Genomic DNA, 15210 nt, shown 5'->3' with positions numbered 1-15210 from the left:
GGGCATGCTCCCGCGCGCCTGATATCCTCCCGCAGTCCTCACAGGGAACCGCCATGAGCACCGAAACCGCGAAACCGTCGGGCCTGCCGATGCACTGGAAAATCACGATCGGTTTTGCCGCCGGCATTCTGCTCGGCCTGCTGGTCTACCGCTTCGTCGGCGTCGATCACGTCTGGGTGAAGGGCTTCATCGAATACGTCACCACGCCTTTTTCGAAGATCTTCCTGCGTCTGATCTTCATGCTGGTCATCCCGCTGCTGTTCTCCGCGCTGGTGGTGGGCATCGGCGAAATGGGCGACGTGCGCGCGCTCGGCCGCATCGGCTGGCGCACCCTGGCCTACACCACGCTGCTGTCCGCCATCGCGGTGCTGATCGGTCTGGTGCTGGTGAACTGGCTGAAGCCCGGCGCCGGCGTCGACAGCGCCGAAGCGATGCACATGATGAGCGAAGGCGCCGAACGCGCGCAGGCGATCGTCAGCGACAGCGCCACCCAGCCCAAGGGCCTGGACATGCTGATCGGCATCGTGCCCGACAACATCGTCAAGGCCGCGGCCGACAACACCATCCTCGCGGTGATGTTCTTCGCGCTGATGCTCGGTATCGGCCTGGTGCTCACCCGCACCGAGCCGGCGGGCGCGCTCAAGCGGGCGATCGAAGGCCTGTTCGACGTGTCGATGACGCTCATCGGCCTGGTCATCAGGCTCGCGCCGTACGCGGTGTTCTGCCTGATGTTCAATCTCATCGCGCAGTTCGGCTGGGATCTGCTGGTGCGGCTCGGCGCGTTCGTGCTGGTGGTGCTGCTGGCGCTGGCGATCCACCAGTTCGTGGTGTATTCGATCGCGATCAGGCTGATCGCGAAGCGCTCGCCCATGGCGTTCTATCGCGACGTGCAGGAAGCGATGCTGATGGCGTTCTCCACCGCGTCGAGCAACGCCACCCTGCCCACCGCGCTGCGCGTCGCCGACCACAAGCTGCGGCTGCCGCGCCGCGTGTCGCGCTTCGTGCTGACCGTCGGCGCCACCGCCAACCAGAACGGCACCGCGCTGTTCGAGGGCGTGACCGTGCTGTTCCTCGCCCAGTATTTCGGCGTGGACCTGAGCTTCGGCCAGCAGGTCACGGTGATGCTGGTGTGCATCCTCGGCGGCATCGGCACCGCCGGCGTGCCTTCGGGCTCGCTGCCGGTGATCGCGCTGATCTGCGCGATGGTCGGCATTCCGCCGGAAGGCATCGGCCTGGTGCTCGGCGTGAATCATTTCCTCGACATGTGCCGCACCACCGTGAACGTTACCGGTGATCTGGGTATCGCGGCGATGGTCTCGCGCGGCGAATCCGATCCCGAGCCCGTCGCGACCGCCGATGCGACGCGCGAGGCGTGACCTGCGTCGCAGCCCGGCCCGCGGCTCGCTTGTGGCGGTCATGGTGCGCTGGCAGAATCGTTTCAATCGCCCGTTCCGGGCGTGCTGCATTCAAGGAGAACGCATGATGCGCAAGTTGCTCGCGACGATGGCCCTGCTGGCGATGACCGGCACCGCACTGGCCGCGGATCCGCCCTGCAAGGCCAACTTCAAGCAGGAAGGCAAGTTCATGACCGGCCGCACCTTCACCACCTGGGACGTGGTTCCGGGCGTGAGCGTCGCCACCGCCTTCAAGCGCATCTACACCGAGGGCACGAAGTCGGGCCTGCGCGTGGTCTCCAGCGACCAGGGCGCCGGCACCATTTCCTTCGAACAACCCAACGGCGGCGTCGACCTCGCCGGCGCCAAGGCCACGCTGCCCTGGAACGTCGTCATCGAACCGCAGGGCAAGGCCGTGAAGATCACCGTCACCAAGACCACCCCGGGCGGTTACTCCACCAGCACCGACTTCCAGATCACCTCGATGTGCGCGGTGATCGACGCGGGTCGCAACCCTTAAGCGCCCGCACTCGCGCTCGCACCCTCGAAACCAGAGCCCCGGTCGGCGACGACCGGGGTTTTTTTGTGCCGCGGTAGAGGCGCTAAGGCGAAGCATTCGGCCACGCGCTGGATGCGGTCTTCGACCCACGCCTTTCGGTGTTCGAAGGATTGCCCGGTGTAGCGGTCGATACCGCAGAGGAACGTGCGCCGCACGCATCGCTGGACGCAATGGAATGCGCCGGGCGTATCGGGCGGTGCGATGTGCGAGCGAGGCCGGGTCATGGGCTATTGTCTTGGACGCCGGGCCCGCGCGGTGTCAGGGGGGCCTGCAGGGTCGTCAGGAAAGTCTGATTTGTGGGTGTCCTCCTTTTCCCGTCTTCTTCAAAGTTCGTGAACAGTCCTACTATGAATAAAATTTTCAGAGTAATGGAACCGAGGCTTAACCCAAAAATTGATTATTGAGGCTCAGGATGCTGCATAAAATTCACTTCTTAATTTCCCCGAAGCCTGCCCTTTTCTCGAAGATTGATGACTTAGCATTGGATGAATTTGAGTACCTAAAAAAGCCTGTGTTGTGGTCTGGGATGGAGGGGGATAGAGGGCAGCTTACTCGCGATGATCTTGATAGCTTTATCAAGTTGCTCTATGCCGACATGCTTGGTAGGGAGTGCTCGTCTCTTCCAGGCTTTGATAGAGTCTTTTCTGATTTTTCAGCGAGCGTTTATTTTTTTGATAGAAATTGGTCGATGGTTAGAGTCTCGTTGGATATGACGATGGAAGATGCTGTCGAGGACTCTATTCGCAGTGGCACTTACAAAAGAATGATTCCATCTGGCAGTGAGATGCTTGATAAAATAATTGCCGAGTATGCGATTCGCTTCGGTTAGGTGGTGGCCCCCTGTCGGAAGACCGAGGCACCCACTTTCTTCTAGCAGCTAAAAAAGCATCCCAAACGCCCGGCACCGCCGGGCGTTGTCGTTTGAGCGCGTCGATGTCGGTGTGGTGTCCGTGTCCGCAAATCCCGCTCCTGACCTTCGCGACAATCGGATTCCGGTGGAGTTACCAGCGTTCCTTGGACAGGTCTAGCATTTGAGTTTGCGATTGGAGGAATCGGAATCAGGACACCCACCTTTCCGTGTGCCTGCGCAAGTCTGGCGAACGTCCAACACTTTGCAGTCTGGCCATGCCTACTCCCCCGGAGTTCCATCCCTGAACGCCCCGCCCGGCGAGCGAGCGTAAACCCCCACCCGGGACATCCGCCCCCCGGGATGGGACAATGGGCGGCCCGCAGTCCGCCGGGCGCCGCCGACTCCCAACGCCCCATGCCGACGCCCAGCCGCCGCGATCTCGCCAACGCCATCCGTTTCCTCGCCATCGACGCCGTTCAGGCCGCCAATTCCGGCCATCCGGGCATGCCCATGGGCATGGCCGACATCGCCGAGGTGCTCTGGAACGATTATCTGAGCCACAACCCGGGCAATCCGAAGTGGTTCAACCGCGACCGGTTCATCCTCTCGAACGGCCACGGCTCGATGCTGCAGTACGCGCTGCTGCACCTGTCCGGCTACGACCTGCCGATCGAGGAACTGAAGAATTTCCGCCAGCTCGGCTCGAAGACCGCCGGGCATCCCGAGAACCACATGACCCCGGGCGTGGAGACCACCACCGGTCCGCTGGGGCAGGGCTTCGCCAACGCCGTCGGCTTCGCGCTGGCCGAGAAGCTGCTGGCGCAGCGCTTCAATCGCCCGGAGCTGGCGGTGGTCGATCACCGCACCTGGGTGTTCATGGGCGATGGCTGCCTGATGGAAGGCATCTCGCACGAGGCCGCGTCGCTGGCCGGCACCTGGGGCCTGCACAAGCTGGTCGCGTTCTGGGACGACAACAACATTTCGATCGACGGCCAGGTGCAGGGCTGGTTCACCGACGACACGCCGGCGCGTTTCGAGGCCTATGGCTGGCAGGTGATCCGTGGCGTGAACGGCCACGATCCCGACGAGATCCGCACCGCGATCGACACCGCGATGAAATCGTCCGACCGGCCGGTGCTGATCTGCTGCCGCACCACGATCGGTTTCGGTTCGCCGGCGAAGGCGGGCAAGGAGTCCTCGCACGGTGCGCCGCTGGGCAAGGACGAAGTGGCCGCGACCCGCGCCGCGCTGGGCTGGGAGCATGGTCCGTTCGAAGTGCCGGAGGCGGTCGCCGAGGCCTGGAACGCGCGCAGCGCCGGCCACAATCGCGAAACCCGCTGGGGCCACGTCTACGAAGCCTACGCCGGGCAGTATCCGGCGGAGGCCGCGGAGCTCGATCGCCGCATCCGCGGCGAGCTGCCGGCTGATTTCGCCGGCATCGCCGACGCCTACATCGCGAAGCTGCAGGCCGAAGGCCCGGTGGTCGCGTCGCGCAAGGCATCGCAGATGGCGATCGAAGCGTTCGCGCCGCATCTGCCGGAACTGATCGGCGGTTCCGCCGATCTCGCCCATTCCAACCTCACGCTGTGGAAGGGCAGCAAGTCGGTCGCCGGCAGCGATCCGGACGCGAACTACGTGTATTACGGCGTGCGCGAATTCGCAATGACCGCGATCAGCAACGGCCTCGCGCTGCACGGTGGTTTCCTGCCGTACGACGCGACCTTCCTGGTGTTCAGCGACTACGCCCGCAATGCGGTGCGGATGAGCGCGCTGATGGGCGCGCAGGCCATCCACGTCTACACCCACGACTCGATCGGCCTCGGCGAGGACGGCCCGACCCATCAGCCGGTCGAACATCTCGCGTCGCTGCGCTACATCCCCGACAACGACGTGTGGCGTCCCTGCGACGCGGTGGAATCCGCGGTGTCCTGGCGCGCCGCGATCGAGCGCCGCGACGGCCCGTCGTGCCTGGTGTTCTCGCGCCAGAACCTGCCGCACCAGGCGCGTTCCGAGGCGCAGGTCGCCGATATCCGCCGCGGCGGTTACGTGTTGAAGGACAGCGTCGGCGCGCCGGAGGTCATCTTCATCGCCACCGGCTCCGAAGTGGGCCTCGCGATGCAGGCGGCGGAACGGTTCGGCGACGGCGCCCGCGTGGTGTCGATGCCGTCGACCGATGTCTTCGATCGCCAGGACGCGGCCTACCGCGAATCGGTGCTGCCGAAGGCCTGCCGCAAGCGCGTGGCGATCGAAGCCGGCGTGCGCGATTTCTGGCGCAAGTACGTCGGTCTGGATGGCGCGGTGATCGGCATCGACAGCTATGGCGCGTCCGCGCCGGCGGAGAAGCTCTATCCGCACTTCGGCATCACCGTCGAAGCCGCGGTCGCGGCGGCGCGCGGACACGACTGAGTCCGTGCCACTGGGGCGCAGACGCGCGATGCGCGCATCGGGGCTTCGCGTTCCATGCCTGGCCGCGGCGGTCTTCGCCGTGGCGTTGTGCACGGCCGTCACCGGTCGTGCACAAACGCCGAGCTGCGCCGCGATCGACGCGCATCGCGCGTTGCCCGATGCCACCGTCTGCCTCCGTCGCGCCGGCATCGCGGTGCCGGCGGCGTCTCCCGTGCGCGCGGCGAACGCGCTGTTCGTGCACGCCGAGGGCCGCATCGCCGCGGGCCGTTTCGACGATGCCGCGCGCGCGCTCGACTGTGCGGATGCGGTGCTCGGCGCGAACGGCGATGCGCTGTCCCGCTATGAGCTCGTGCGCCGTCGCGGCATCCTGGACTACAAGTGGGAGCGCATCCCGCAGGCGCTGTCGCGGTTCGAGTGCGCGTTGACCCTCGCCCGCGCGCGCGAAGATCGCGTCGCCATCGCCCGCGATCTGAAGAACATCGGCAGCGCGCTGCGGCGTCTCGGCGATTTCCACGGCGCGCTGCGTTCGCTCATGCTGAGCCTGGAGCTGCAGCGCACCGATGGCAAGGTCGGCGGCGCGGTCCTGAACAACATCGCCGATGTCTACCGCGAGCTGGACGAGCCGGACGAGGCGATGCGCTTCTATCGCGAGGCGTTGTCAACCTACCGGGCCCAGGGCGAGCGCATCGAGGCGGCGCATGTGCTGGAGAGCATGGCGGAGCAGGGGCTCGACAACGGCGATGTGCCGCAATCGACACGCTGGCTGGACGAAGCCCTGCGCACCTACCGCGAAGGCGGCAACCGTGCCTACGAACTGCGCGTGTACGGAGGATTGACCCGGGCCGCGCTGGCGCTGGGCGATCTCCCGCGCGCGCGCGCGCATGCGGCGGCGGCGCTCGCGGTCGCGACCGAGCACAAGCTGCCGCTGCCGGCGTCGCTGCAGTTGCAGATCGCGCGCACGGCGCGGACCACCGGCGATCTCGCCACGGCGACGCGGCATGTCCGCGATGGCCTCGCCGGGGTGAGCGATGACGATGTCGAGCGCGCCGCACTGCTGGACGAACTGGCGGCGATCCAGGAGCGCGGCGGCGATCGCGCCGCGGCGCTCGATACGCTGCGGCGCGCGCATGCGGACGCGCTCGCGCTGTCGCGCGCGCAGCACGACCGTCAGTTGGGCTGGCTGCGCACGCGTTTCGAAACCGCCGAGCGCGATCGTACGATCGCCGCGCTGGAGACCGAGAACCGCCTGCGCCGCGCCGAGCTGCGCCAGCGCACGTTGCTGCTGACGCTGATGTTGTCGGTGGCGGTGGTGGTGGCGCTGGCGATCTGGGCGCTGCTGCAGCGCCGTCTCCAGCACGCGCGCCTGCAGGAAGAGGCGCGTCGCGTGCGTCAGGAAGAAGAGCTTGCGCGCTATCGGCGCGAAGCCGATGCGCTGGCCGAGGATCGCAGCCTGCTGCAGGCGTTGCTCGACAGTCGCGAGGACGCGGTCTGCCTGCTCGACGCCGACGGCCATGTCCTGGCCGCGAACCGCGCGGCCTGCGCGCTGCTCGCCGTCGACACGCCGATGGGCCGCCCGGTGGTCGATCATCTCGCCGATGGCGACGGCGAGCGCCTGATGTCCGCGCTGGAGCGGATGGAGGACAGCGCCGCGCAGTCGATTGATCTCACCGCCCGCGCCGGCGCGGCCTTGACCGCGCGCCTGTCGCAGTGGGAACGCGGCGACGGCCTGATCGTGCTCGGTCTGTGGCAGCGCACCGATGCCGCGTCATCGTCTGCGGCACCGGTATCGCCGGGCGACGTCGACGCGCGCCGGCAGGCCGAGATGCGCGAGGAGTTCCGCCGCACGCTGGTCGAGCTGATGCTCACGGTGGTGGAGACCTGGGAGCGCGTCACCGCGACCAGCCGCCTGGAGCTGGCCGAAAAGAGCCGGATCTGGCGGGTCACCATCGATGACGGGCGCCTGCGCGCGCGCGCGATGGAGCGCTATCTGTCGGTGTCGAAGCTGCCGCACAACCCGCGCTGGCGCGATGTGCTGCGCTCCGCGTACTACGTGCTGGGGCAGTGCGAGATGGAACCGCAGGCGCGCGAAGACCTGCAGCGCCGGGTGGACGCGGTGCTGGCCTATACGCGGCGGAACGCGCTGGTGTGAGAGCGTGCGGGCGTGAGGCCGCGCGGGTGCGAGACCGCGGCCGTGCAGCGCGCGCGGCTCAGGAATCCGCGTCGTCGCTGTTCTGCGGGACGGCCGGCGCCCTGCACACGACGCAGACGCCCTTCAGCCCCGACTTGAACCGGTATTTGTCGTGGTGGTCGATGATGCCGTTGCCGTCGGCGTCGGTATCCAGATTGAAGTCGCCGGGATCGGTCACGAAGGGCATCGCCTGCTCGGACGAGGTCTGTCCCGGCGGCAACCGCCGCGCCTGATCGATGCCGCAGGTCTCGACCGCGGCCTGGTTGGCCCAATGCCAGTCGTCGACGATGCCGCAGGACTTGGGGTCGTGGCAGCTGCTGCCCAGCACCGTACCGTCGTCGATGCGCTGCGCGCGGTAATCGACCAGCGACTGGGGCGTCAGAGTGAAGTGCGAGACGACGGTCGCGAAGGTGCCGGCGGGGCACCAGTTCGCGGGCTGGGTGTCGTGGGCGAAGCTCGGCGAAGCGATCCACAGGCCGAGGCCGATGGTCAGCGCGGCAGCTTTCCGCATGGGGGTCGACTCCGGGTGACGGGAACGGCGGACAGTCTACGTGCCGCCGTCGCGGAGGGGCCATGACGTTTTCGGGAAGAAATCGGGCAGGAACCTCCGCAAGTCATTGATGCATCGGGGCGTTGAAGCGCCGCCGACGGCGTTTTCCGGGCGGTCGCCGACCCGATCGCGCGGCCTGCGTTCCCGGATCGTCCCGGTTTCGTACTGGCCGCCCGCAGGAGGCGCCGACTAGCGTGATCGCACCCCGTCGTCCGGCGGGGACGATCCGTCCTATCGGGAGAAGCCCTGCATGAAATCGCTCCAGATGCTGTCCCTCGGCCTCGCACTGGCCATCGCCGCCGCCACCGGAACCGCACGTGCCGAACAGGTGCCCCAGGGCGTGCTGGTCTACTTCGGCACGGCCGAATTCGCCGGCAGCTCGGCCGGCCTCACCGTCGGCCCCTATTCCAACGCCAGCGAATGCGAAGCCGCCCTGGACGCGGCGATCGACAACGCGGTCAACAATCAGGGCTACACGATCGAAAGCATCGAACCGTGCATGCCGCACTGGAATCTCCACGACGGTGGCCTGCCTGAACTGGAAGCGGCGCCGTTCACCGTCGCCGTGCTGGCGGATTCGCCCGGCGAATCGCTGGATGTCGCCCGCCTGCTGATGAAGGAGGTCGCGCTCGCCCGCAGGACCTATCGCGCCGCCGAGTTCGAGTCGACCCTGCAGGCCATCGCCAAGGCCGCGATCACCGATCCGTTGCGCAAGAAGGAAACGCGCTGAGCCGCGTCCAGCGTTCCAGGAGCGATGCCTGCCGCAGGGACGCGGCACCGACAATCCGCCTCGAACGGTCGAATCCGACCGTGCCGTCGCATTCCGATCATCCGTTTCTCCGGAGTTCCCGATGAAATCCCTGATTGCAAGCTTCGCCATGACCCTGCTGATCGCCGCCGCATCCGTGCCCGCGTCCGCCGCCAGAATCGGCGACGGCACCACCGGTCCGGTCGGTCCGACGCCCTACGTGCCCGGCGTGTGGCGGGCCAAAGTGAAATACGTCAATCCGATCAAGCATCCGAACGGCACGGTGTCCACCTTCAGCTACATCGACATCACCGCCGACACGCAGGCCTACTGCGACGGACAACTGGCCAGCCTCGCCAACAGCCCCGGCGTGACGGTGGTGACCTGGTGCTGGTTCGACGCGTACTGATCGCCCGTCGGATGGGCGATGGCCGCAGGGACGCGGCCGACTTTCCGTCCGCACACGCACTCCACACCGACATTCACACCGACATTCACACAGGGACAGTTGCCATGAACAGATTGCTCGCGTCGGCACTCGCCGTCGCAGCCCTGCCGGCGGTCGCGACCACGCCGCAGTGGACCGCGCTGATCGTGCTCGACGACGGCCTTGAGGTCTACAACGTCCGCATCGCAGCCGACAGCGAAGATGCCTGCCTGGCACAGATCCCATCGCAGCGCGGCACGCTGATCGTCGAGCCATGCCAGCCGACGGCCTCCGCCATCACCGATCCGAACGATGCCAACAAATCGATCCGGCCTCACCAGCGCATCCAGCCCTCACCCGGAAGCGGCAGCGGTTCGGGTGGCGCCGGCAACGGCGGAAACACCGGTTCCGGCAGCAGCGGCAGTGGTGCCGGTGGCGGTGGCGGCGGCGGTTGGTGAGTCGACGCCGGGCCGGGCAGGGATCGGATGCCGGCTGCCCGCGCGCGTCCTGCAGTCCCTTCTCCGCGATCGCTCCGATCGCATCCGGATCAGCGATGGCCGCAGGGACGCGGCCGACTTCCCATCTCCCATCACAACCCACGGCAGGAGAACGCCATGAACGGATTTCTCGCATCGGCGCTCGCCGCTGCATTCGCCGCGGTCGCGCTCCCGGCGGTCGCGACCACGCCGCAATGGGCCGCGTTGATCGCGATCGACGACGGTGGACTCGATCCGCAGATGATCCCCGTCGTCGCCGATTCCGAAATGGATTGTCTCGCGGCATTGTCGTCGTATCGCGATGCCGTGGTGATCGAATCCTGCCAGCCTGTGCCGACCGCCTCGGCGATCACCGACGACAAAGACCATGATCGACGACGGACCGGTACCCGGCCGCCGAGGAGCGATGGTGGCGTCGGCGCGGGTGCAGGCAGTGCGGCAGGGAGTGGCGTCGGCACTGCAGGCAGCGGCATGGGCGGCGGTTGAGCGTCCGATCGACGCGAGGTCCGCATCACTGCGGCGAGTTGTTGGTGAACTCGCACCCGAGATAGCGCACGGTCAGGCCATCATCGAAGCTGTAGATCGAGTGATGCGAAGCGCGGTCGTTGTAGTCCGGGGTGGTCGAGACCGCGATGACCGATGCGGTCGCACTGCGCGGACCTGCCCGACGTTGGCTGGCGAATGCAGGAATCCCTTCGTTCATGATTTGTGTGGCCCAGTGCCAGTCGTCCACGATCCCGCATTTGACCGTCGGTGGGCAGGGCTGCTGTGTGATCGGGTCGATGTAGAGATGGGTGCTCTTGTAAGTGCGGAGTTCGTCGGGCCAGAAATGCACTTCCAGCAATGTCTGACGGCTCCCGCCGTAACACCAGGACTCGGGGATCAGATCGTGCGCGCGAAGCGTTGCGGCGGGACACAATGCCCACAGAAGAAGGGCGGGAAGGATCCTTTTCATGCGGTACTCCCGTGTGTGGATGGTGCTATGCCGGAAGCGGCGCCGTGAGGCCAGACGCTGCAGAGGCGCATGAAAGTCTAGTCACGATCTTCATTCCCATCCATCGGTTTCCCGGGTAGAAAACGGGAAAATTCAAGGCCAAGTCGTTGATTTCCAGGGTCCGAGGAATGCGGGCGATCCTGCATGCGTCGCACAGTGCCGGTCCGTGCGCACCATGTCGCCGCGTTCGCGGCGGCACGATGCGAGCGCATCACTGCGTCGTTTCCCGCAACGCCAGCGCCACCAGCTTCGCGTACAGCGTTTCCGAAAATCCCGAGGGATTCGCATAGCCCATCCGGGTCACGGCTTCGATGTCCTCCGCCGACGACGCGCGGGCGCCGGCCAGCGCGCGCGCGATGGTCGCGAGCTTCGTGCCCGTGGTCGCGGTGTTCGCCTTCAGCCAGGTCAGCGCTTTCACCAGCCGCTGTTCGACCGGCGTGAAATCGCTGCCCAGCGGATAGTCGGTCAGGGTGCCGTCGGCGCGGAACGGCGCCAGCGTCGCGCGCAGGGCTTCCGGCGTGTTGCGTCCGGACAAGCGCAGTCGCAGCAGTTCCTCGCCGAGCTTGCCGGAGAGATTCGCCGTCGTCAGCAGGTCATGCTGGAAACGGGCATCGGCGATGCCGGCCATCGCCGCGATGCAGTCTTCGTCGCAGGCGCCGTGCACGTCGGCGATCCCGTATTCGCTGACGTAGATGTCGCGCAGGTGGCGCGGAATGGTGGTGTGGCCGTAGTTCCAGACGATGCTGGTGATCGCCGGTTGTCCGGGTTCCTCGCGGGTGGCGCGCAGCATCAGCACCGAACGCGCCTCGGGCAGCGCGTGCGCCATCGCCACGAAGTTGTATTGCCCGCCCACGCCGGACACCACGCGGCCGTCGGCGAGACCGTCGGACACCGCCGCGCCGAGCGCGGTGGCCATCATGCAGGTGTTGAAGAAGCGCGACTGATGGCGCTGCACGCGTTCCAGCGATTCGCGGCCGCCGTAGAGTTCGTTGACTTCGCTGACCCGGCGCATGCCGATGCCGCGCTGGCCGTCGGCGTCGAGGGTGCGCAGCCAGTCGTAGAATTCGTGCGAGCCCAGATAGAACGCGCCGTGCAGGAATTCGCCCTCGCGCTCCAGCCGTTCGCGGTCGGCGTCGCTGGCGGTGCCGGCGTTGATCCGGCGCATCAACGGCTCGTCGTCGACGACCTTGCGCCGGAGTACGCCGGTCTGCACCAGGCGGCGGAAGCCTTCGTTGATCATTTCGCTGCAGCCGTACAGGCCGTGCTCGAACGGATCGAGTCCGCCGCTGGCGATCACCGCCGGATGGCGCTCGATCTCCGGATCCAGCGCGTGCAGCACGCGCCGGTACGCGGCGTTGTCGGTGTGGCGCAGCACCAGCGCGTGGCACAGCGCATCGGCCAGCGCGCCGATGCCGATCTGCAGGGTGCCGCCGTCGCGCACCAGGGCGCTGGCGTAGAAGCCGATGGCGAACTCCGCGTCGGCGACCGGCTGGCGCGGCAGCGCGAACAGTTTCGGATACGGGCCCGGCGGCGAGACCACGATGTCGAAGAACGCGGCGTCCACCGCGGCGCCGTTCTCGATCCACGGCAATTCCGGATCGATCTCCGCGACCATCAGCGGCCGCGGCAGGCCGCGCGCGAGGATCGCGTCGATCGCATCGAAGGTCAGGTCGGTGTTCGACGACAGCGACAGCCGCGAGCCATCCGCATTCGCCGCGACCTTCTGCACCAGACAGTTCACGCCGCGCTGCGCGATCGCGCGGGCCACGTGCGTGTAGTTCAGGCTGGCGTAGCGGCGCTGCGCCTGCCGCGATTTCAGCAGCGCGCCGGACTGCATGTAGAACTCTTCCACCTCGATGTGCGCGGGCAGCGCGTCGCGCTTCTGCGCCTGCACGTAGGCGAGGCGCGGGAAGTCGTCGCCGAAGTGGCGCGCGAGAAACGGCGCGAGGAAACGACGCTGCAGATCGTTGGCCGGCGAGGGCGGATCCAGCGACAGCGCGGTGTACAGATGCAATGCGCGCGACGGATCGCGTTCGATCCGCGCGTACAGCGCGTTGAGCAGCCGGTGCGGCTTGCCGATGCCCAACGGCGCGGCCACGTGCAGCGGCCCGTCGATGCTGGCGAGGAGGGTCTCGACCGCGTCGTCGAGGCGGTCGAGGCGATGGGGCAGGCTGCGTGCTGGATCGGTCATGCCGACATCATCGCGGACTTCCCCCGCCGCCGTCCTGCCTCCGCTCAAAAAGCGACCTGCATGCGGCCCGACGAGCGGCGCTTGACACGAGCGTTTACGGATGTAATCTGCAATTCAATTACATTCGTAATCGTCAGGTGCGCCGGGACATGCAGATCAGCGAAGCCGAGTCGGTGGTGATGGAAGTCCTCTGGCAGCGCAGCCCGCTGGCGGCGGAAGACGTGGTCGCGGCGCTGGCCGACCGCCAGGACTGGCAGGAGGCGACCGTGAAGACGCTGCTCAACCGTCTGCTCAACAAGGGCGCGATCGAGGCCGGCAAGGACGGTCGCCGCTATCTCTATTCGCCGAAGCTGCGGCGCGAGGATTGGGTCATGGGCGAAAGCGAGGGGCTGCTGGCGCGGCTGTTCGACGGACGCGTCGCGCCGCTGGTCGCGCACTTCAGCCAGCACCGGAAACTCACCCCCGACGATGTCGCCGAACTGCGGCGCTTGATCGACGATATGGAGAGCGCCGATGACCAGCGCTGAACTGTTGCAGCGGCTGTGGCTGCCCTCGCTCGCGGTCGTCGCCGCGACCTGCGTCCTGTTCGTGTTGCCGCGTCAGCTGCGCCGTCATTTCGGCGCCGGCGTCGCCTATGCCGCGTGGTGGTTGTTGCCGGTGGCGGTGATCGCGAGTCTGTTGCCCGCGCGCACCGTCGAGACCGTGCCGGTCGTGCAGGCGGTGGCGGTGACGGACATCGTGCAGCCGATCGTCGCCGCGCCGGTGGTCGAAGCGGATCATTCGCTGGCCTGGCTGCTGCTGTGGTGCGCCGGCGCGCTGGGCATGGCGTGGCGACTGTGGCGTCAGCAGCGCCGTTTCGAAGCGGCGCTGGGCCATGTGCGGCCCCGGGGCGAGGATCTGTGGCAGGCGGAATCGCGCCACGGTCTGCCCGCGCTGCTCGGCGTGCTGCGGCCGCGGATCGTGCTGCCAGAGGATTTCGAACAGCGCTACGACGCGCGCGAACGCGGGCTGATGCTCGCGCACGAGCGGCAGCATCTGCGTCGTCGCGATCATCTGGCCAATCTCGCGGTCGCCGCGGTGCGCTGCATGTTCTGGTTCAACCCGCTGGTCCATCTGGCCGCGGCCCGTTTTCGCCACGATCAGGAACTCGCCTGCGACCAGGCGGTGATCGCGGCCCATCCCGATTCGCGACGCGCGTACGGCGAAGCGATGCTCAAGACCCTCATGGCCGACCGGCAGGCGCCGCTGGGCTGCCACTGGGGGTTCTCACATCCGTTGAAGGAGAGAGTCATGCAATTGAAAACCCCCATGCCCCGTGCGTGGGCACGGCGGATCGGCGTCGCCGCGGTCGCGACGCTGACGCTCGGTGCCGGCCTTGCGGTGTGGTCCGCGCAGCCCGCACGGGCGGTGACGCGTGCCGCTGCGCCCGCTGTCGCTTCTGCGGCGGCCCCTGTCGCGACGAGCGACGACTACCACATCGTTCTCGACCTCAAGACCGACGGCCAACCGCCTGCGCGCTTCGAGGCGGGCGGCCGTTTCGGTTCGCGCTTCGATCTGAAGCATCGCGACGGTCGCGGCAACGAGATCCGTGTCGACGGCAATGTGCGCCGCGCGGGCCCCGATCGTTTCGATGTCGCCCTCGCACTGCAGCGCAACGGCGTCACCGTGGGCAAGCCGCGGCTGATCGTGGCCCGCGACGAACCCGGCGCGGTGAAGATCGGCGAAGAGGCTGCCGACGGTCGCTTCGAAGGCATCGAACTGGCGATGCGCGTCGACGACACGCCGCCTCCGCCGCCGCCCGCACCTCCGGCGCCGCCCGCGCCTCCTTCGCCGCGGGATGCGATCGCGCCGCCTGCGCCGCCCGCACCGCCGTCGCCGCCCACGCATGCGACCCCGCCCGCGCCACCGGCTCCGCCTTCGCCGCCCGCGCTTTCGGCATCCGATCGTGCCCGCGCCGTGCAGGCGGCCCGTGCGCAGGCGGACAAGGCCGAAGCCGCACGTGTCGCCGCCGAAGCCGCGCGTGCGGATGCCGCACGCAATGCGGCCGACGCCGAGATGGCGCGTGCCGATGCCGCCCGCGCCAGGGCCGCCGCCAAGGCTGCACAGGCCGCCGCGCGTTCGGCGGAAGCCCTGGCAGTGCAGGTGGATCCGGTGACCGCCGAACACAGCCGCGCGCGCATCGCGGCGATGACCGCCGAGGAACGCCAGGCCGAACTGGCCGCCATCCGCGAACACATCGCCTATCGTCGCGATGAATTGCGGGCGAGGGCGGCGGCGCAGGAAGCGGCCGCCGCGCCCGTCGCCGGTCCGGCCGCATCCGGCACGACGCCGGTGCCTGCGGCCGCGCCCACGCCGGCACCCGCACCTACCGCGCCGTGAATCCGTGTGTCGCCCGTGCGCCGGGCG

At 67.7% G+C, this 15210-nt stretch carries 14 protein-coding genes; 11 read left to right on the top strand and 3 right to left on the bottom strand.

Annotated features, from left to right (window positions below):
• Positions 1–53: 53 nt before the first annotated feature.
• From ABD974_RS10400 to ABD974_RS10380, 5 genes are all read left to right on the top strand, one after another.
• The gene (locus ABD974_RS10400; protein WP_345303249.1) at positions 54–1376 is read left to right on the top strand and encodes a dicarboxylate/amino acid:cation symporter; all 1323 of its coding nucleotides are present in this window, start codon (positions 54–56) and stop codon (positions 1374–1376) included.
• A gap of 106 nt (positions 1377–1482) precedes the next feature.
• Positions 1483–1914, top strand: coding sequence for a hypothetical protein (locus ABD974_RS10395; protein WP_345303248.1), 432 nt, complete (start codon positions 1483–1485; stop codon positions 1912–1914).
• A gap of 451 nt (positions 1915–2365) precedes the next feature.
• Positions 2366–2782, top strand: a complete 417-nt coding sequence (locus tag ABD974_RS10390) for a hypothetical protein (RefSeq protein ID WP_345303247.1) — start codon at positions 2366–2368, stop codon at positions 2780–2782.
• Positions 2783–3217: 435 nt separating this feature from the next.
• Positions 3218–5209: a transketolase gene (gene tkt, locus ABD974_RS10385; RefSeq protein ID WP_345303246.1), complete on the top strand. Its 1992-nt coding sequence runs from the start codon at positions 3218–3220 to the stop codon at positions 5207–5209.
• 79 nt (positions 5210–5288) lie between these two features.
• Entirely contained in the window at positions 5289–7358 is a 2070-nt protein-coding gene (locus ABD974_RS10380; RefSeq protein WP_345303245.1) for a tetratricopeptide repeat protein, read from the top strand.
• Positions 7359–7416: 58 nt separating this feature from the next.
• On the opposite strand, the gene ABD974_RS10375 is transcribed toward ABD974_RS10380, so the two are convergent.
• Positions 7417–7908, bottom strand: coding sequence for a hypothetical protein (locus ABD974_RS10375; protein ID WP_345303244.1), 492 nt, complete (start codon positions 7906–7908; stop codon positions 7417–7419).
• A 289-nt stretch (positions 7909–8197) separates the two neighbouring features.
• Between ABD974_RS10375 and ABD974_RS10370 the strand changes: the two genes are divergently transcribed.
• From ABD974_RS10370 to ABD974_RS10355, 4 genes are all read left to right on the top strand, one after another.
• A complete protein-coding gene (locus ABD974_RS10370; protein WP_345303243.1) occupies positions 8198–8677 on the top strand; it encodes a hypothetical protein in 480 nt (159 codons plus the stop codon).
• A 121-nt stretch (positions 8678–8798) separates the two neighbouring features.
• A complete protein-coding gene (locus ABD974_RS10365; RefSeq protein ID WP_345303242.1) occupies positions 8799–9104 on the top strand; it encodes a hypothetical protein in 306 nt (101 codons plus the stop codon).
• 104 nt (positions 9105–9208) lie between these two features.
• Entirely contained in the window at positions 9209–9580 is a 372-nt protein-coding gene (locus ABD974_RS10360; RefSeq protein ID WP_345303241.1) for a hypothetical protein, read from the top strand.
• Between the two features lie 156 nt (positions 9581–9736).
• The gene (locus ABD974_RS10355) at positions 9737–10105 is read left to right on the top strand and encodes a hypothetical protein (protein ID WP_345303240.1); all 369 of its coding nucleotides are present in this window, start codon (positions 9737–9739) and stop codon (positions 10103–10105) included.
• Positions 10106–10130: 25 nt separating this feature from the next.
• Here ABD974_RS10355 and ABD974_RS10350 read toward each other — a convergent pair whose 3' ends face one another.
• Together ABD974_RS10350 and ABD974_RS10345 are read right to left on the bottom strand one after the other, a co-directional pair.
• Positions 10131–10574, bottom strand: a complete 444-nt coding sequence (locus tag ABD974_RS10350) for a hypothetical protein (protein ID WP_345303239.1) — start codon at positions 10572–10574, stop codon at positions 10131–10133.
• A 250-nt stretch (positions 10575–10824) separates the two neighbouring features.
• Positions 10825–12804: an acetyl-CoA hydrolase/transferase C-terminal domain-containing protein gene (locus tag ABD974_RS10345; RefSeq protein ID WP_345303238.1), complete on the bottom strand. Its 1980-nt coding sequence runs from the start codon at positions 12802–12804 to the stop codon at positions 10825–10827.
• A 149-nt stretch (positions 12805–12953) separates the two neighbouring features.
• Here ABD974_RS10345 and ABD974_RS10340 point away from each other — a divergent pair, with 149 nt between their 5' ends.
• Positions 12954–13331 (top strand): BlaI/MecI/CopY family transcriptional regulator, encoded by a 378-nt coding sequence (locus tag ABD974_RS10340; protein WP_345303237.1) that lies wholly within the window; start codon positions 12954–12956, stop codon positions 13329–13331.
• Positions 13318–15183, top strand: a complete 1866-nt coding sequence (locus tag ABD974_RS10335; RefSeq protein WP_345303236.1) for a M56 family metallopeptidase — start codon at positions 13318–13320, stop codon at positions 15181–15183. Before ABD974_RS10340 ends, ABD974_RS10335 begins: the two co-directional genes overlap by 14 nt.
• Positions 15184–15210: the final 27 nt, after the last annotated feature.

Origin of the sequence: Lysobacter hankyongensis, from assembly GCF_039543145.1 — a bacterium.
In the GTDB taxonomy this organism is placed as follows: domain Bacteria; phylum Pseudomonadota; class Gammaproteobacteria; order Xanthomonadales; family Xanthomonadaceae; genus Lysobacter_I; species Lysobacter_I hankyongensis.
The sequence above is the reverse complement of the archived record's forward strand: the minus strand, read 5'-3'. Positions and strand labels throughout refer to the sequence as shown.